The organism is Polynucleobacter sp. JS-Fieb-80-E5, assembly GCF_018882015.1.
GTDB lineage: Bacteria > Pseudomonadota > Gammaproteobacteria > Burkholderiales > Burkholderiaceae > Polynucleobacter.
Map to the genome: position 1 here is coordinate 157,243 of NZ_JACVPH010000002.1, position 15,779 is coordinate 173,021.

General features: G+C 45.9%; 13 protein-coding genes. 9 read left to right on the forward strand and 4 right to left on the reverse strand.

Annotation, left to right across the window (positions count from 1 at the left end; translation table 11 throughout):
• Window position 1 precedes the first annotated feature (1 nt).
• The 9 genes from ICN44_RS03755 (at window position 2) to ICN44_RS03795 (ending at window position 9,975) form a co-directional block, all read left to right on the forward strand.
• On the forward strand, window positions 2–1,264 hold the full coding sequence (locus ICN44_RS03755) for a putative Na+/H+ antiporter (protein ID WP_216262772.1): 1,263 nt from the start codon (window positions 2–4) through the stop codon (window positions 1,262–1,264).
• A gap of 66 nt (window positions 1,265–1,330) precedes the next feature.
• Window positions 1,331–2,680: a tRNA (N6-isopentenyl adenosine(37)-C2)-methylthiotransferase MiaB gene (gene miaB / locus ICN44_RS03760; protein WP_216262773.1), complete on the forward strand. Its 1,350-nt coding sequence runs from the start codon at window positions 1,331–1,333 to the stop codon at window positions 2,678–2,680.
• On the forward strand, window positions 2,667–3,140 hold the full coding sequence (gene ybeY, locus ICN44_RS03765) for an rRNA maturation RNase YbeY (protein ID WP_216262774.1): 474 nt from the start codon (window positions 2,667–2,669) through the stop codon (window positions 3,138–3,140). Before miaB ends, ybeY begins: the two co-directional genes overlap by 14 nt.
• 30 nt (window positions 3,141–3,170) lie before the next feature.
• The gene (locus tag ICN44_RS03770) at window positions 3,171–4,010 is read left to right on the forward strand and encodes an HlyC/CorC family transporter (protein WP_215321026.1); all 840 of its coding nucleotides are present in this window, start codon (window positions 3,171–3,173) and stop codon (window positions 4,008–4,010) included.
• A gap of 38 nt (window positions 4,011–4,048) precedes the next feature.
• A complete protein-coding gene (gene lnt, locus ICN44_RS03775) occupies window positions 4,049–5,548 on the forward strand; it encodes an apolipoprotein N-acyltransferase (RefSeq protein WP_216262775.1) in 1,500 nt (499 codons plus the stop codon).
• 59 nt (window positions 5,549–5,607) lie between these two features.
• The gene (gene glyQ, locus ICN44_RS03780; protein ID WP_216262776.1) at window positions 5,608–6,498 is read left to right on the forward strand and encodes a glycine--tRNA ligase subunit alpha; all 891 of its coding nucleotides are present in this window, start codon (window positions 5,608–5,610) and stop codon (window positions 6,496–6,498) included.
• 27 nt (window positions 6,499–6,525) lie between these two features.
• The gene (glyS, locus tag ICN44_RS03785; RefSeq protein WP_216262777.1) at window positions 6,526–8,664 is read left to right on the forward strand and encodes a glycine--tRNA ligase subunit beta; all 2,139 of its coding nucleotides are present in this window, start codon (window positions 6,526–6,528) and stop codon (window positions 8,662–8,664) included.
• Window positions 8,661–9,233: a D-glycero-beta-D-manno-heptose 1,7-bisphosphate 7-phosphatase gene (gene gmhB / locus ICN44_RS03790; RefSeq protein WP_216262778.1), complete on the forward strand. Its 573-nt coding sequence runs from the start codon at window positions 8,661–8,663 to the stop codon at window positions 9,231–9,233. The genes glyS and gmhB overlap by 4 nt, the downstream gene beginning before the upstream one ends.
• A gap of 7 nt (window positions 9,234–9,240) precedes the next feature.
• Window positions 9,241–9,975 (forward strand): 1-acyl-sn-glycerol-3-phosphate acyltransferase, encoded by a 735-nt coding sequence (locus ICN44_RS03795; protein ID WP_216262779.1) that lies wholly within the window; start codon window positions 9,241–9,243, stop codon window positions 9,973–9,975.
• Window positions 9,976–10,023: 48 nt separating this feature from the next.
• On the opposite strand, the gene rsmA is transcribed toward ICN44_RS03795, so the two are convergent.
• From rsmA to ICN44_RS03815, 4 genes are read right to left on the reverse strand one after another with little or no spacing between them, the layout of a single operon-like run.
• On the reverse strand, window positions 10,024–10,800 hold the full coding sequence (gene rsmA, locus ICN44_RS03800) for a 16S rRNA (adenine(1518)-N(6)/adenine(1519)-N(6))-dimethyltransferase RsmA (RefSeq protein ID WP_216262780.1): 777 nt from the start codon (window positions 10,798–10,800) through the stop codon (window positions 10,024–10,026).
• Window positions 10,801–10,803: 3 nt separating this feature from the next.
• Window positions 10,804–11,811, reverse strand: coding sequence for a 4-hydroxythreonine-4-phosphate dehydrogenase PdxA (pdxA, locus tag ICN44_RS03805; protein WP_216262781.1), 1,008 nt, complete (start codon window positions 11,809–11,811; stop codon window positions 10,804–10,806).
• Entirely contained in the window at window positions 11,786–13,231 is a 1,446-nt protein-coding gene (locus ICN44_RS03810; protein ID WP_255537391.1) for a peptidylprolyl isomerase, read from the reverse strand. The genes pdxA and ICN44_RS03810 overlap by 26 nt, the downstream gene beginning before the upstream one ends.
• Before the next feature lie 8 nt (window positions 13,232–13,239).
• Entirely contained in the window at window positions 13,240–15,762 is a 2,523-nt protein-coding gene (locus ICN44_RS03815) for an LPS-assembly protein LptD (protein WP_216262783.1), read from the reverse strand.
• Window positions 15,763–15,779: the final 17 nt, after the last annotated feature.

Sequence of the window (15,779 nt, forward strand, 5' to 3'; positions counted from 1 at the left end):
TATGAACTTTACCCCTACAGAACTTGGCGCAAGCATTATTTTTGCAATTGCTGTTTTGCATACCTTTTGCACGGGCTATTTTGAAACAATTGCTAAAAAATCGCCTCGGCATGCCGGTCTTTGGCATCTGCTTGGCGAAGTAGAAATTGTTTTTGGTTTTTGGGCTGCCATATTGGTTATTTTCATTTCCTTCTATGACGACTTAGGGACTGCCAAGAGCTTTCTCAATAAACGCAATTTCACAGAACCACTCTTTGTCTTTGCCATCATGATTGTGGCTGGCACAAAACCTATTCTGTATGTTTCTACTCAAATCTTGCATGTGCTGGCCAATGGCCTGCAATATCTATTTCGCATCAGAAGTGCCCCTGCCTTATATTTTTTAACCCTAGGGGCCACACCACTCCTTGGCTCCCTGATTACTGAGCCCGCAGCGATGACTCTGGCTGCTTTTTTATTGCGCGATCTTGTCTATCGTCACCAATGCTCTAAAGCGCTTCTGTTTGGCACTCTTGGGGTGCTCTTTGTGAACATCTCCATTGGAGGCACACTTACCAACTTTGCTGCTCCGCCTGTTCTCATGGTGGCCTCTACCTGGGGATGGAGTTCAGCATTTATGTTTAGCAACTTTGGTCTAGAGTCTTGCATTGCAATCTTCATCAATGCTCTGGCAGCAACTCTTTTATTTCATCGCCAATTGATTGAACCTAATACCGATAAAAGGGATGTAAAAATTCCTTTAGCAGTCATTTTGACGCATCTGCTTTTTTTATTTGGAGTGGTTTACTTTGCGCATGATCCGATTATTTTCACGTGGATTCTGCTTTTCTTTATTGGTTACACCACAGCATATCCAAAACATCAAAGTCCTCTCATTCTGAAAGAGGCACTTTTAGTCGGCTTCTTCCTGGGTGGCTTAGTAGTATTGGGTGCATTACAAGGATGGTGGCTGCAACCTATTCTTGAAATGATGAGCCCTACCGCAGTCTTTTATGGCAGTCTTGTTTTGACTGCTTTCACTGACAATGCGGCACTCACCTATTTAGGATCATTGGTAACCGGCACCTCACCGGAGTTCAAACTGGCATTAGTGGGTGGAGCGGTTGCTGGTGGTGGCCTCACCGTTATTGCTAATGCTCCCAACCCAGCCGGTATTGCGATCTTGCGTGGCCACTTTCCTGGACATACGGTTTCAGCACTATATTTACTGACGGCAGCTATTCCGCCCACTATCGTGGCAATTCTGGCTTACAGGCTCATATAAGAACAACTTTGGTCTTAGGCAGTAAAATCTGAGCTTCGCCCCCAGCTATAAACCTGAGAACGGCATATGAAAAAGCTCTATATCAAAACCTTTGGCTGTCAAATGAACGAGTACGACTCGGGAAAAATGGCAGACCTCCTGCATGCCGATGAAGGCATGGTCATGACAGATCGACCGGAAGATGCAGACGTGGTTCTTCTGAATACTTGTTCTATCCGCGAGAAAGCAGAAGACAAAGTCTTTTCAGATTTGGGACGGCTACGTGAACTCAAAAAAACGAAGCCTGACTTACTAATTGGTGTTGGCGGCTGCGTTGCCAGTCAAGAAGGCCAACAAATTGTTAGTCGCGCTCCTTACGTTGATGTGGTGTTTGGACCTCAAACACTCCATCGCTTATCCCACCTCATTGCACAGCGTCGCAAAACTGGAGTCTCTCAAGTAGATATCTCTTTCCCCGAAATAGAAAAGTTTGATCATCTTCCTGCATCTCGCCAAACTCGTGGCTCGGCATATGTCTCCATCATGGAAGGTTGCTCCAAGTATTGCAGCTACTGTGTTGTGCCCTATACGCGTGGCGAAGAAGTCTCTAGGCCATTTGATGATGTCCTCACTGAAGTTGCTGGTCTAGCAAGTAAAGGCGTCAAAGAAATTGTTCTGCTTGGTCAAAATGTGAATGCTTATCTTGGCAAGATGGGTGATACCGAAGAAATCGCTGACTTTGCTCTATTGATTGAATACATCGCTGACATTCCTGGGGTTGAGCGGATCCGCTTTACTACCAGCCACCCTAAAGAATTTACACAACGCCTCATCGACGTCTACGCTAAAGTGCCTAAGCTTGTAAGTCACCTACATTTGCCAGTACAACATGGCTCGGATTCTATGCTCTCAGCGATGAAGCGCGGCTATACAGCCCTAGAGTTCAAGAGCATTATTCGTAAGATGCGCTCTGTTCGTCCCGACCTGACACTGTCGAGTGATTTCATCGTAGGCTTTCCAGGTGAAACTGAGGCTGACTTTGAGAAGCTACTCAAAATGGTTCAGGATCTGAACTTTGATAACAGCTTTTGTTTTATCTTTAGTCCACGCCCAGGAACTCCTGCGGCAAACCTTCACGATGACACACCTTACGAGGTAAAACTCAAGCGCCTCCAAACTTTATTGGCATTGGTTGAGGGACAGGCAAACCAAATTAGCCAAAAAATGCTGGGTAATACTGAAAGAGTATTAATTGAGGGTCTTGCAAAGGATGGCGTCAACTTACAGGGTCGTGCTGAAAATAATCGTGTCATTCACTTCACAGCACCCGATCAAGATATTGAGAGTCTTATTGGTCAATTCGTAGACATTCGCATTACGGAAGTTCTGAACTACACCCTCAGAGGCGAGTTGGTAGAAGCCCATGTCAGCCAATAAAAAAAGTTTCTCTCCCAAGCTAACGATTGAGCTGCAATACGCCAGTCCGGCGATTGAGGCTGCCGTCAATAAAGCAGCTTCCTCAACCCTAATTAAAAAATGGGTCAAGAGTTCCACGACACTTGGTGGCTTAATTACCCTTCGCTTTGTGAATGCTGCGGAAGGTAAAAAGCTAAATTTTGCTTTTCGTCAAAAAGATTACGCCACCAATGTTTTAACTTTTCCTTACGAGCTTTCAAAAGAAGCTGTAGTAGCAGATATTATTTTTTGCCTACCGGTTCTGCAAAAAGAAGCCAAAGAGCAAAGTAAATTACTAAAAGCCCATTTGGCCCATTTAATTGTGCACGGCTGCCTTCATGCTCAAGGTCATGATCACGAGGTGGGCCGGGATGCTAAAAAAATGGAGGCCCTGGAAATCCAAATTCTCCAAAAATTGGGCTTTGCTAACCCCTATTCTTGATTTGCCATATTTCTACGCTATTCTTGCTATATGCCTGACCCCAATAAATCCCTTTTAGACCGCTTGGCTGATTTTTTAACTCCGCAGCCAACTGAACCCAGTGAGCGCCGTCAAGAACTGATTGATACCCTTCGGGAAGCTCAGGCTGAGGGATTAATTGATGCGGATGCTCTCTCCATGATTGAGGGTGTTTTTCAAGTAGGGCAGTTATGCGCTCGCGACATCCTTGTGCCTCGCGCCCAAATTGATTGGATCGATATCGGCCAGCCTCTCTCTGAAATCATTAAGAGCGTTATTGAAGCAGCTCACTCACGCTTTCCCGTATTCGAAGGCAGTCGAGATAACGTCATTGGCATTTTGTTGGCAAAAGATTTATTACGTCACGCTACTGAAAAAGATTTTCAGGTGCGCGACTGGTTGCGACCTGCAGTATTCATTCCAGAATCTAAACGTCTTAGCGTCTTATTGCGAGACTTTAAAGATAACCGTAACCATTTAGCTATCGTAGTTGACGAATATAGCGGCGTTGCCGGCATCATTACCATTGAAGATGTGCTCGAGCAGATCGTTGGCGATATTGAGGATGAGCATGATGTCGATGAAGAAGCAGACAACCTCATCGCTTTAGATAATGGCGATATCCGCGTTAAAGGTATTACCGAGCTTGAGCAATTTAATGAAAGGCTTGGCACTCATTTTGAAGTGGAAGATATTGAGACTGTGGCGGGCTTGGTGATCCAGCATTTAGGCCGCGTCCCTAAAATGGGTGAGCTCATTGAAATAGGCGGCATTGAATTTGAAGTGCAGCGCGCCGACCCAAGACAAATTCATATTCTGCTTGCACGACAATCCAATAAAAAATCAGACTGAGATTTACATTGCTTGATCAGCACTCCAATCATTCGGGTATGAGCATCAAAATCTTTTCGGTATGCATTCTGCTTGTATTAGGAGCTGCCCTTGCTGCCGTTGCTGAGTTACCTTATGGTGGCTGGATTCAGATCCCCGTTCTCAGCCTTCTCTGGTGGCGTCTTGATCAAAAGTCCATATCCTTAAAAAAACAATTTTTCTTAGGCCTCTCATTCGGCATTGCGTATTTTGTTGTTGGTCTATGGTGGCTTTACATCAGTCTGCATGATGTTGGTGGCATGAGTGCGCCACTCGCTTGTATGGGTGTATTTCTACTCTCTGCTTATGTGGCTCTCTATTTCTCATTGGCAACACTTGCTATTCCACTGTTTAAACAGAATCGCTTATTTGGCATGCTGCTGGCAGCGAGTTGGGTTCTTGCGGAATTTCTACGGGGCTACATCTTCACTGGATTTCCTTGGATGGGTTTTGCGGAAACCCAGTTCAACGGCCCATTTGCGCCCGTCGCCCCCTTCTTTGGTGGGCTAGCATGCACCTTTTTGGCGGTGTGGGCCTCCTGGGAAATTTACCAAGCCCGTAAGCATGTCATTTCTAGCGCGCTACTCATCTTGATTGCTGTTGGCATCTCTCAAAGTGCTGGATTGATTACCTTTACCAAGCCAGTTGGAGAGCTAATTAGCGTTCGCTTAATTCAAGGCAACTTTGAACAAAGTCTGAAATTCAATCCTCAAGCTATTGGTAGGCAAATTGATTTCTATGCCGGAGAAATTACCAAAGAGGCAGCTAACCTCATCATCATTCCTGAGACTGCGTTTCCATGGCCACTTCCTAATTTACCCATTGGCCTATTGGATTACTTGCAAAACTTTTCTAATAAGAGCAGTAGCAACATTCTGCTTGGCTTGATCGGCGAAGTGCCTGGAGAAGGTGGTATGCAGTATTCGAATCGCGCTACTGGACTTTCGCCCAATGCATTGCCCTATCAATACGATAAAGCCCATCTCGTTCCCTTTGGAGAATTTATTCCTCTAGGTTTTCAGTGGTTCGTCAAAGCCTTTCATGTACCCATGAGCGACTTTGCAAGAGGAAAGCTAGATCAACCCCCTTTTGCGATTGTGCGCAAGGATCAAGATGATCTTCATGCGGCAATTACGATTTGCTATGAAGACGTCTTTGGTGGTGAACTTGCCTCTCGCATTCAACACAGCGATCAGCCAGTCAACCTACTCATCAATATGACCAATCTAGCCTGGTTTGGGGATTCTCAAGCATCCACTCAACAACTCAGGCTTTCACAATTGCGCTCCCTGGAAACTGGGCTTCCTGCCTTGCGTGCCACCAATACAGGAATTACTGCAGTTCTTGGTCCTGATGGCAAAGTAATTAAAGTGCTCCCAGAATTTACCCAAACAACCCTCAGCACCCAAGTCCAGGCTTATTCTGGAAAAACACCTTATGTCATTTGGGGCAATTTACCGATTTTGGGTATTTCTTGCCTGCTCTTGCTTTGGGGTCTGATTCGTCACGGGCGTTTTTAAGCTTTTTTAACTCCCGAGCGCTCTAGCCATGTAAAATCAAAGGCTTAGCCAGGTTAATCATGCTTACTTTTCAGCAAATCATTCTCAAACTTCAAGATTATTGGGACCAACAAGGTTGCGCCCTATTGCAACCTATCGACCTCGAGGTTGGTGCCGGTACATCCCATACCGCAACCTTCTTACGCGCCATTGGACCTGAGCCTTGGAAAGCAGCTTATGTTCAGCCATCCCGCCGACCTAAAGATGGTCGCTATGGTGAAAATCCAAATCGCTTACAACACTACTATCAATATCAAGTAGTTCTCAAACCAGCGCCTGAAAACATTCTTGATCTTTACTTGGGATCTCTTGCCGCTTTGGGCTTAGACCTTAAAGAGAATGACGTTCGTTTTGTAGAGGACGATTGGGAAAACCCAACATTAGGTGCATGGGGCCTTGGTTGGGAAGTTTGGCTCAACGGCATGGAAGTGACCCAGTTCACTTACTTCCAACAAGTAGGTGGCTTAGATTGCAAGCCTGTTCTTGGTGAGATTACCTACGGCATTGAACGTTTGGCAATGTATATCCAAAACTGCTCTAACGTCTACGACTTAGTATGGGCCGACGGCATCTCTTATGGTGATGTATATCACCAGAATGAAGTGGAGCAATCTTGCTACAACTTTGAACACTCCAATACTGATTTACTCTTTGCCAACTTCACAAACTATGAAAGTGAAGCAAAGCGTTTGATGGAAGTTCCACTAGCACTACCTGCTTACGAGATGGTTCTTAAAGCGGCGCACACATTTAATTTGCTGGATGCGCGTGGCGCTATCTCGGTTACTGAGCGCGCAGCCTATATAGGCCGCATTCGCAATCTTTCTCGCGCAGTGGCTCAGGCCTACTTTGAGTCTAGAGAAAAACTGGACTTCCCCATGTGTCAACGTCAAGCTAAAGCTCAGGCTTAAGCGCATCGAGATTTCTGCATTCCACTTATGAGCAAATCTAATTCAAATCCTCAATCAGCGACTTTATTGATCGAGGTATTTACCGAAGAACTGCCACCTAAGACTCTGCGTCGCTTGGGCGATGCATTTAGCGAAGGCATCTTTGCAGCACTCAAAACAGCCGGCCTTGCATCCGAATCATCCAAAATGACCGGCTTTGCAACCCCGCGTCGTTTAGCCGTACAAGTCACTAACGTTCTTAATCAAGCGCCGAACTACCCTGTGCGGGAAAAATTATTACCTACTAGCATTGCATTTGACGCTGAAGGTAAAGCAACCCCACCACTACTCAAAAAATTGGGTGCTCTAGGGTATGGAGATATTGATCTTGCGACTTTAGAAAAAGCGGGTGAGGGTAAGAATGAAGCCCTGTACCTTAATGTCATTGCTAAAGGTGCATCTCTTGAGCAAACAGCGCAGGCTGCGCTTGAGCAAACATTGAGCAAGCTGCCCATTGCAAAAATGATGCACTACCAAGTGTTACAAAAGGATGGTCGATTGGCTGACGTGCAATTTGCTCGTCCTGCCCACCGCATCATCGCACTACATAGTGCTACTACTTTAAACATCAGTGCTTTAGGTATTGATGCAGCCAATCAAACTGAAGGCCATCGTTTTTTAGCTCCTGGCCTCATTACCATTACGAATGCAGACCAATACGAGACCGAGCTCCAGTCCAAAGCAAAGATTATTGCTAGCTTTAATCAGCGGCGGGCGCAAATTGAAGCTGCCCTATTAAAAGCGGCTGGCGATGATTTGGTATTGATGCCAGATAGCCTTCTAGATGAAGTAACAGCCCTTGTTGAGTGGCCGGCCATCTATGAATGCCATTTTGATCAAGAGTTCTTAGAGGTACCTCAAGAATGCTTGATTTTGACCATGCAAACCAATCAAAAGTATTTTGCATTGACAGACAAGCAAGGCAAATTACGTAATCGCTTCTTGATTGCTTCTAACATTGAAACAAGTAAGCCCGATGCCATTATTTCAGGCAATGAGCGTGTTGTACGTCCCCGCTTATCTGATGCCCGCTTCTTCTTCCAGCAAGATCAAAAGCGCCCTTTGGCTTCTCGAGTGGCAGATCTTGGCAAGGTCGTTTATCACAATCAACTAGGCAATCAGCTAGATCGAACTAAGCGCGTTCAAGGGTTAGCTGTAGGTATCGCCAAGAAACTGGGTGCCGATGAAAAGCTAGCTTCACGCGCTGCAGAAATTGCTAAGACAGACTTACTAACTGATATGGTTGGCGAGTTCCCGGAGTTACAAGGCATCATGGGGCGTTATTACGCCACGCATGATGGCGAGAATGCTGATGTTGCTAGTGCTTGCAGCGAACACTATATGCCGCGCTTTGCAGGTGACGCATTGCCGCAAACCCAAACTGGCACGATCTTAGCCATTGCCGACAAACTAGAAACCTTAGTTGGCATTTGGGGTGTTGGGCTTGCCCCTACTGGCGATAAAGACCCGTATGCCCTACGTCGTCATGCCCTAGGTATTTGCCGCTTGCTCTTAGAAAAAAATCTTTCGCTGAATTTGCCTGAATTAATCGAATTAGCCCGTGCGCAGTTTCCCCAGGCTGATGTGCAAGAAAAAGCAAAAGCTGCTGATATCTATGCCTTCATTATTGATCGCTTACGCGCCTATTTGCGCGATCAATCAGTTGCTGGTAAAGCGTTTACTAGTGCGGAGATTGACGCTGTCCTGAGCCAAGACCCAGCACAAATTAATGACTTGATCGAGCGATTAACTGCCCTGCGCGAATTTAATGCTCTAGCAGAAGCGGCTCAATTAGCTGCCGCCAATAAGCGCATCAGCAATATTCTGAAGAAAACCACTACCGCTATTCCTACAACGTGTTCAGTCAAATTACTGCAAATTCCAGCAGAGGCAGCGTTACACAATGCATTGGAAGCGGTGACCCCTGCCCTCAATGCTGCTTATGAGAAGCGTCAATTTGTTGAATTCTTAAGAGCGCTGGTCGCTTTGAGCGGACCAATTGATCAGTTCTTTGCGGATGTGATGGTCATGGATCCCAATCCTGAGCTACGTGATAATCGCCTCGCTCTCCTGCAACAACTTCACCAGAAAATGAATCTCGTTGCCGATCTCGGCAAATTAGCATGAGCACCAGCTCTACTAAATTAGTCATTCTTGATCGCGATGGCGTGATCAATGAAGATCGCGATGACTATGTGAAGTCAGTAGATGAATGGATTCCCATTCCAGGAAGCTTAGAAGCGATAGCCTTACTCAATCAAGCAGGCTATCAAATTGCTTTGGCAACCAATCAATCAGGCCTCTCCAGAGGCTACTTCACAATTAATGATTTACATGCTATGCATAGCAAAATGGAAACTTTATTAAAGCCATTAGGCGGTCATATCGACAGCATCTTCTTTTGCCCTCATCAAGATTCACATCAATGTGATTGCCGTAAACCCGCACCAGGCATGATGAAAGAAATTGCATTGCGCTATAAGAGGACAGATAGCACCAAACCACTGACAGGCGTTCCTATAGTAGGGGATTCTTTACGAGATCTTCAAGCTGGAGTAGCCTTAGGAGCTTCACCTCACCTAGTGCTCACCGGCAAGGGTGAAAAGACGCTTACAAAAGGTGACCTACCTGAAGGCACGCAAATTCATGCTGATCTACTGGCTTTTGCAAATGCACTTTTAGAAAATAAGGCTTAGACCCATCGTGAAATTGATTCGCTCCACCCTCTTTGCCATATTTTTAGTGATCTTCACACCCATTTGGTCAGTGCTATGCATGCTAGCCTTTCTATTTCTGAGTCCTGAAAACCGCTATACCTTTATTGGACTCTGGAACAAAATCGTTATCGCCTTATTAAAGCCATTGTGCGGCATTCATTATGAAATCCGCGGCATGGAAAACATGCGGGCAGTACTCAATGAGCGCGTCATCATCTTAAGTAAGCATCAGTCCGCTTACGAAACTATTGCGTATATAGCACTGCTACCAAAACAACTTTGCTTTGTCTTTAAGCGTGAACTTCTCTGGATTCCTTTCTTTGGTTGGGCCCTAGCGCTTCTGAAGATGATCCACATTAATCGTTCCAATAAGCAGACAGCAGCCCACTCTGTAGCGACTCAAGGCCGTAAACGCTTAAGTGAAGGCAAATGGATCATGCTCTTTCCGGAAGGCACTAGAACTCCTATTGGATCAACTAAGCCTTATCGCAAAGGTGGAGCACGTCTTGCGAGTGCTACAGATGCACTAGTAATTCCGATTGCGCACAACGCTGGTCGTTGCTGGCCGAAAAATAGCTTTATCAAGGAACCAGGCACAGTCATCTTTTCAATTGGTCCCGCGATTAGCTCAACAAACAAATCAGCAGAAGAGCTCCAGCGCGAAGTAGAAGGCTGGATTGAAGCTGAAATGCGTGTGATTGACCCCAGCGCTTATCAATAATTCACTAGAAAGTAGCAATTCAGTGCTGAGTCAGGACTGAATATTGATTTATGAGGCTAGAACTTTAGACCACTCAATGTAGCGGTCAACAGAAATGTCCTGGGCTCTCGCCTTAAGCTCTATCTCCGTGAGACTTAATCTGTCTGAAAAAGCACTCAAGTTAGTCCGCAACATTTTTCTTCTTTGAGAGAAAGCGGCGGCAACTACTTTTTCCAATGAATTCCATTGAGCATCAGTCAACGTGAAATCCCTTCTGGGGATCATTCGAACTACAGCCGAGTTCACCTTAGGCTGAGGGTCAAAAGCTTCCGGGGGAACCTCTAATACCAACTCCATATCGTAACGAGCTTGCAGCATGACCGACAGACGACTGAAATCAGAGCTTCCGGCCTTCGCAACCATTCTTTCTACTACTTCTGCTTGCAACATAAATACCTGCTCATCAATTGAGGCTGCCGCAGAAACCAAATGAAATAGCAGGGGTGATGAAATGTTGTATGGCAGATTGCCAACCACTTTACATAAGCCTTGCTTGGTCGATCTATTCTGAGCCCATGTCAAAAAGTCAAACTTGAGCGCATCGCCCTCAATCACTGTGAGACCTTTGAGATTTTTCTCATTCCAAAAAGCTACCAAATCACGGTCAATCTCCAAAAGGTCTAGGTGATCAAGATTACTCAACAAAGGGAGTGTTAACGCACCTAGGCCAGGACCAATCTCAATGACATGCATATCCGCACTAGGATTGATAAGCGCAACAATGGAATAAATAATTCCGTTGTCCTGCAAAAAGTTTTGGCCAAATCGTTTGCGAGCGCGGTGCATGTTTTAGCCTTGCTTTCGTTGGTTCAGCGCTAACTCATAAGCCAAACGCAAAGCCTCAAGCATGCTCCCAGAGTCCGCCACACTTTTACCAGCAATATCTAAAGCGGTTCCGTGATCTACTGAAGTTCGAATAATGGGTAATCCTAAAGTGACATTGACCCCATTACCAAAAGTAACGAATTTAAACGGCGCGAGTCCTTGATCGTGATACATCGCAATGAAAGCATCTACTTGCGCAACAGATTCTGGTTCAAACATGGTGTCGCCAGGATAAGGACCAGAAACATGGATTCCCATCTTCTTGGCTGCTTCAATTGCCGGAGAGATGATTTCAATTTCTTCTCGGCCCAAATAACCAGACTCTCCTGCATGTGGATTTAAACCCGCCATCCGAATGATGGGCTTAGCGATTCCGAATTGCTGCTGCAAATCTTGATTGACGATTTGAATCGTTTCCAATATCAAGTCATAACTCAGTGCTTGCGGCACATTCTTTAAGGGAAGATGGGTTGTGACTAGGGCAACACGTAAATCTCTGGGTGCCTTGAGCCCCAAAAAACCGATGGGTAAGGGCGCACATAACATCATCACCACATGAGAGACCTTGCAGCGCTGTGCTAAGTATTCCGTATGCCCTGTAAATGGCGTACCAGCCTCATTAATAATACTTTTTTGAAGGGGTGCGGTCACCATGGCATCAAAGCGCCCTTCCTGACAACCATCAATCGCCTGATCTAAAAGATTTACTACATATTGGGCGTTTTGAGAATTCAAACTCCCCAAAACAACAGGAGCCACCAGGGGAATAGATTGGATTTGTAATCGACTAGATAGATCTGAGCTAAGGCCCTTAGGTATTGTCAATAACTTATCGTTACCTAATAAAGTGATGTGAGTATCTGCATGTGAACGTAGAAACTCAAGCGAGGCAGCTAAAGAAACTTCTGGCCCAACACCGGCTGGTTCACCGGTAGTAACAACGAGATTAACGAGGTGCGCTGCTTGCTTCATCTTCCACGTTCAGAATTTTTACAGTTGCGTTATCGCGCAGCTCACGCATCCACTCTTGATAAGCTTGGTCAAACTTTCTTTCACGAATTGCTGCTCGCGCAAATTGACGCTGCTTCTCAACAGTGAGTTGACCTTCGCGACGCTCTAATACCTGAATTAAGTGCCAGCCAAATTCAGTTTTAACAGGGTTACTAATCTCACCAATTTGCAATCGATTCATAGCTTGCTCAAATTCAGGAACCAAATCTCCAGGACTCATCCAACCTAGCTCACCGCCATTTGGCGCGGATCCATCTTCTGAATACTTTTTTGCCAGCTCTGCAAAGTCAGCAGTCTTTACTCGCACCTGATCGCGGTAGCCCTGCAAACGTCTCTCTGCATCTTGATCGCTTAAGCCAGCACGACTACGCAATAAAATATGACGAGAGAGGGTTTGTGTAATCGGGATATTTTGCGGGGCAGGTGAACCAGCATCAGGTGTAGAAGCCTGCTGTGGAGGAGCGCTAGCGCCAGTAGCACGGCGATCCAAAACTTTAAGTACATGGTATCCAGCAGGACTTTTCACAACCGTATTAGCAACCTGTCCACCACCAGTATTGCGAACTGCTTCATAAAATAATTGCGGCAAACGATCAGGGGTGCGATAGCCTAATTCTTGAAACTTAATCTTTGGATTATCTTTTGCAGCCATTGCGCCCAGCTGCATAAAATCAACATCTCCACGAGCATCCTTTAATAGAGCGTCCGCCTTCTTTTTTGCTTCAGCCTGAGCTCCAGCGCCAGCACCAGCATCAACAGGAATAAAAATTTGAGCCAGGTTGATTTCTTCGGGTTCGCCTTTGGCAGCGGGTGCCGATCTCGGAGTTCCAGCGCCAGAAATTGCCCGCGTACGTTCAGCAATAAAGTTATCAATTTCAGCATCTGAAATTTTAAGCTTAGCTTCTACTTCCCTTTCGCGATAGCGGGTGATCATGACGTCATCTCGCAATAACTGCTTATAGCGCTCAAAGGTGGTTCCGGAGGCAGTTACTTTTGCCTTGAACTCAGCAACTGATAGCTTATTTTTTGCTGCAATATCGCCAATGATCTTATCTAATTCTTTATTACTTACGACAACACCTTCTTGCTCGGCATTTTGCAGTTGAATTTTTTCAAGAATGAGTCTGTCAAGAATAGTTTTACGAACCGTACCATCTTCCGGCAATTTCACGCCTTGTTTTTTAAGTGCGGCAATTCGGTCATCAATTTCTTTGCGTGTTACGTAACCCGTGTTAACGACTGCAGCTACACCATCGATATTACGAATTTTGCTTTCTGCAATAGCATTCGCTTTTGCTGAATCCTGAGCAAATGCAACATTCGCGAATAATCCAATGCCAATGAAAATGGCATGAACACTCATTTGTTTAAAACGTTTCATACAAAGCATTATTGATAGTTCTCGTATGTTGAAGGTGGTATAGGCTTAGAGGTAGGCATATATCCAGGAACATTTAGCTTCATGATATCAACTGGATTGCTTCCAGCGCTACCAAAGCCCCTAAATTCGACCTGAAAGAGCACCTGAGTGGTGGTTATTTGAGAAGTATTCAAGACTTGAGAGTACGCGCCACGGAAAGTCCAGCAATCCCTGCTCCACTCCAAAGCCACCAAGGTGTTCAAAGTCTTGGTAGTCAAGGCATCGTATCCCCAGCGACCCAGAACGGAAATTTCTCGAGTAATTGGCCACTGCCCAGAAATATTGTATTGATCGGTCGTGGTGGTAGCGGGCACAAAAGGCTGATTGTTTTGGACTGATGCTTGTACCGGTGGCGACCATACATTACGGTATCCAAAATTCAAACTTCTGCCCGGAGTCGGGCGCCAACTACCACCCACGGTAGTTTGAACTAAACGATTGAGCTGAGTGTTGTATTGACCGAATACATCTGCACTGAAATTACCAAGTAAGCGCACCGACCCAGAACCCAGGGTATCTGAGTAAGTAGTTGGGTTCGCAATCGTGCCATTCAAGCCAACCCGCTGACCAGTGAACTGTTGCTTCTGCGCAAGAGTCACAGTGGCACGCTCTGCACCAGTACTAGCTTCAATCATGCGACTGGTTAGGCCAAGTGTGGCCGCATTGTTATCTGCCACACGGTCATTACCAATAAAAGTATTTTCACTAAAGATCTGCGAAACACCAAAGCCCGCATCCGCAGTATCAAACAAAGGTGTTTGCGATTGATTTTGATAAGGCGTGTAAACATAAAAAGCACGGGGCTCCATAGTTAACAACATATCGCGGCCGTAAAAACCCTTCAATTCAGCGGCATCTCTTTCAAATGCCAATCCAGAATCCAAACTGAATGTAGGGATGGTGAAGCCTTGTGCAACAGGCGCGCCACCAGTTGCAAAAGGAGTGGCGTTATACGTGTTCGACTGAAAGCTCATCTTTGGGGTGATGTAATAGCCGGGTGTTACCTGAGGCAAAGCCAGCGCACCCTTAACGACCGTTCGATCGGCCTGACTGTAAACACCCGGCGCAGTAGCGGCTAAGTTGCCACCAATGTTGTATGAGAATCTTGTGTAATCTGTAGAGAACGTAGTTGCTGGTCCAGTAGGCAAAGTAACGTACTTACCACTGGTATCAGCTACTGCAGGAGTCAGGCGGTTGTTATACGCAGCGGTAATGTTTGGTAACACGTTGTAAGGGGCTTGAACTAAAGCGGTTGGGTCCGGCTGCAGAGTTTGAAACGTTAACGCTCTAGCTGACACTACCCAGTTACTTAAACTTCCCGTCAAGCCTTTCGTAGTACCAACCTCTTGACGAAACTGACTAGTAACTGCTCCAGCAATACTCTGTGAGAAGTCAGTGGGGTATAAATTATCTGAAACTCGCGACATATTGGCGTAACCAGTCCAAGAGCCTGGGAGCGGTATTCCACCTGGAGCGACGCCACCACTAAATACTTGTCGCTGCTGCCAGTCATAGCGCCAGCGATCGGTTCCCGTTTTATTGTCATGGGCAAGGTAATCACCGCCTAAAGTACCGCTGTACTTACTTTCCAGAAAGCGGTAGTTTGCGCCAACCTGCAGGCCGCGCTCGCTCATGTAACGCGGAAGAATTAATAAGTCCCTATTGGGGGCTATGTTGACGTAATAAGGCTGAGTAATGTCAAAGCCATTATTGGAGTTGTACCCAGCAACTGGCGCCAAGATACCCGAACGCCGCTGATTAGAGGTTGGGGCAGTGAAGTAAGGAACATATGCAATAGGCACATCAAAGAAGCGCATCACGCCATGCGTTCCAACCATTTCTTTTTGCTCGTTATCAATCTCTAAAGTACTGGCTGAAAAATACCAGTCCATATTCTGCGGCGTACATGTTGTGTAGGTTGCTTTATCAAAAACAAAAATATCTGAATTTTCAATAGTGAGTTTTTTAGCCGTACCATTTCCGCGCGTATCTCGCAGTTCGTATGAAGGTGTTTCCATTTCGCCTTCACGCGCATCTACTTTAAATTTGGCAGTTGGTCCCTTAAAAGTAGTATTACCTTTAGTCAACTCAGCGTTACCTACGAGATCAGCAATGTCAGTATCAGGGTCATAAATAATTTCATCCGCTTTAATGACCCCGCCATTGCGTCGCATTTGTGCGCGGCCTTTCAACTTCATTTTACGGTCAACGACGCCATCAATAGAATCACTTGAAGTAAAAGTAAGTGCCTTACTATCATCAAGGGGAAGTCCAACTCGCAGCTGATCATCCAACTTTAAAACGGTGACGTTGCCACGATCTGGCAACAAAACCGTATTAGCATTCGCTTGTGCATTTGGGGTTAATGGAGCAGGTGCTTGAGCGCGTGCACAGAGGGCAAATTGAAGCAATGCCACCCCCATCAAAACGCGCAGGGTTACATGCAAAAAAAGAGGGGCGCAAAGGCCGGCGCGACGGCGATAATGACTCATAGATCCAGACCCGCCTT

Bases quoted from the DNA above. Each gene is read 5' to 3' on its own strand.
- glyQ (WP_216262776.1), top strand. From the start codon at position 5,608: ATGCTTACTTTTCAGCAAATCATTCTCAAACTTCAAGATTATTGGGAC.
- ICN44_RS03810 (WP_255537391.1), bottom strand. From the start codon at position 13,231: ATGAAACGTTTTAAACAAATGAGTGTTCATGCCATTTTCATTGGCATT.
- lnt (WP_216262775.1), top strand. From the start codon at position 4,049: ATGAGCATCAAAATCTTTTCGGTATGCATTCTGCTTGTATTAGGAGCT.
- ybeY (WP_216262774.1), top strand. From the start codon at position 2,667: ATGTCAGCCAATAAAAAAAGTTTCTCTCCCAAGCTAACGATTGAGCTG.
- pdxA (WP_216262781.1), bottom strand. From the start codon at position 11,811: ATGAAGCAAGCAGCGCACCTCGTTAATCTCGTTGTTACTACCGGTGAA.
- ICN44_RS03755 (WP_216262772.1), top strand. From the start codon at position 2: ATGAACTTTACCCCTACAGAACTTGGCGCAAGCATTATTTTTGCAATT.
- miaB (WP_216262773.1), top strand. From the start codon at position 1,331: ATGAAAAAGCTCTATATCAAAACCTTTGGCTGTCAAATGAACGAGTAC.
- rsmA (WP_216262780.1), bottom strand. From the start codon at position 10,800: ATGCACCGCGCTCGCAAACGATTTGGCCAAAACTTTTTGCAGGACAAC.
- ICN44_RS03815 (WP_216262783.1), bottom strand. From the start codon at position 15,762: ATGAGTCATTATCGCCGTCGCGCCGGCCTTTGCGCCCCTCTTTTTTTG.
- gmhB (WP_216262778.1), top strand. From the start codon at position 8,661: ATGAGCACCAGCTCTACTAAATTAGTCATTCTTGATCGCGATGGCGTG.
- glyS (WP_216262777.1), top strand. From the start codon at position 6,526: ATGAGCAAATCTAATTCAAATCCTCAATCAGCGACTTTATTGATCGAG.
- ICN44_RS03770 (WP_215321026.1), top strand. From the start codon at position 3,171: ATGCCTGACCCCAATAAATCCCTTTTAGACCGCTTGGCTGATTTTTTA.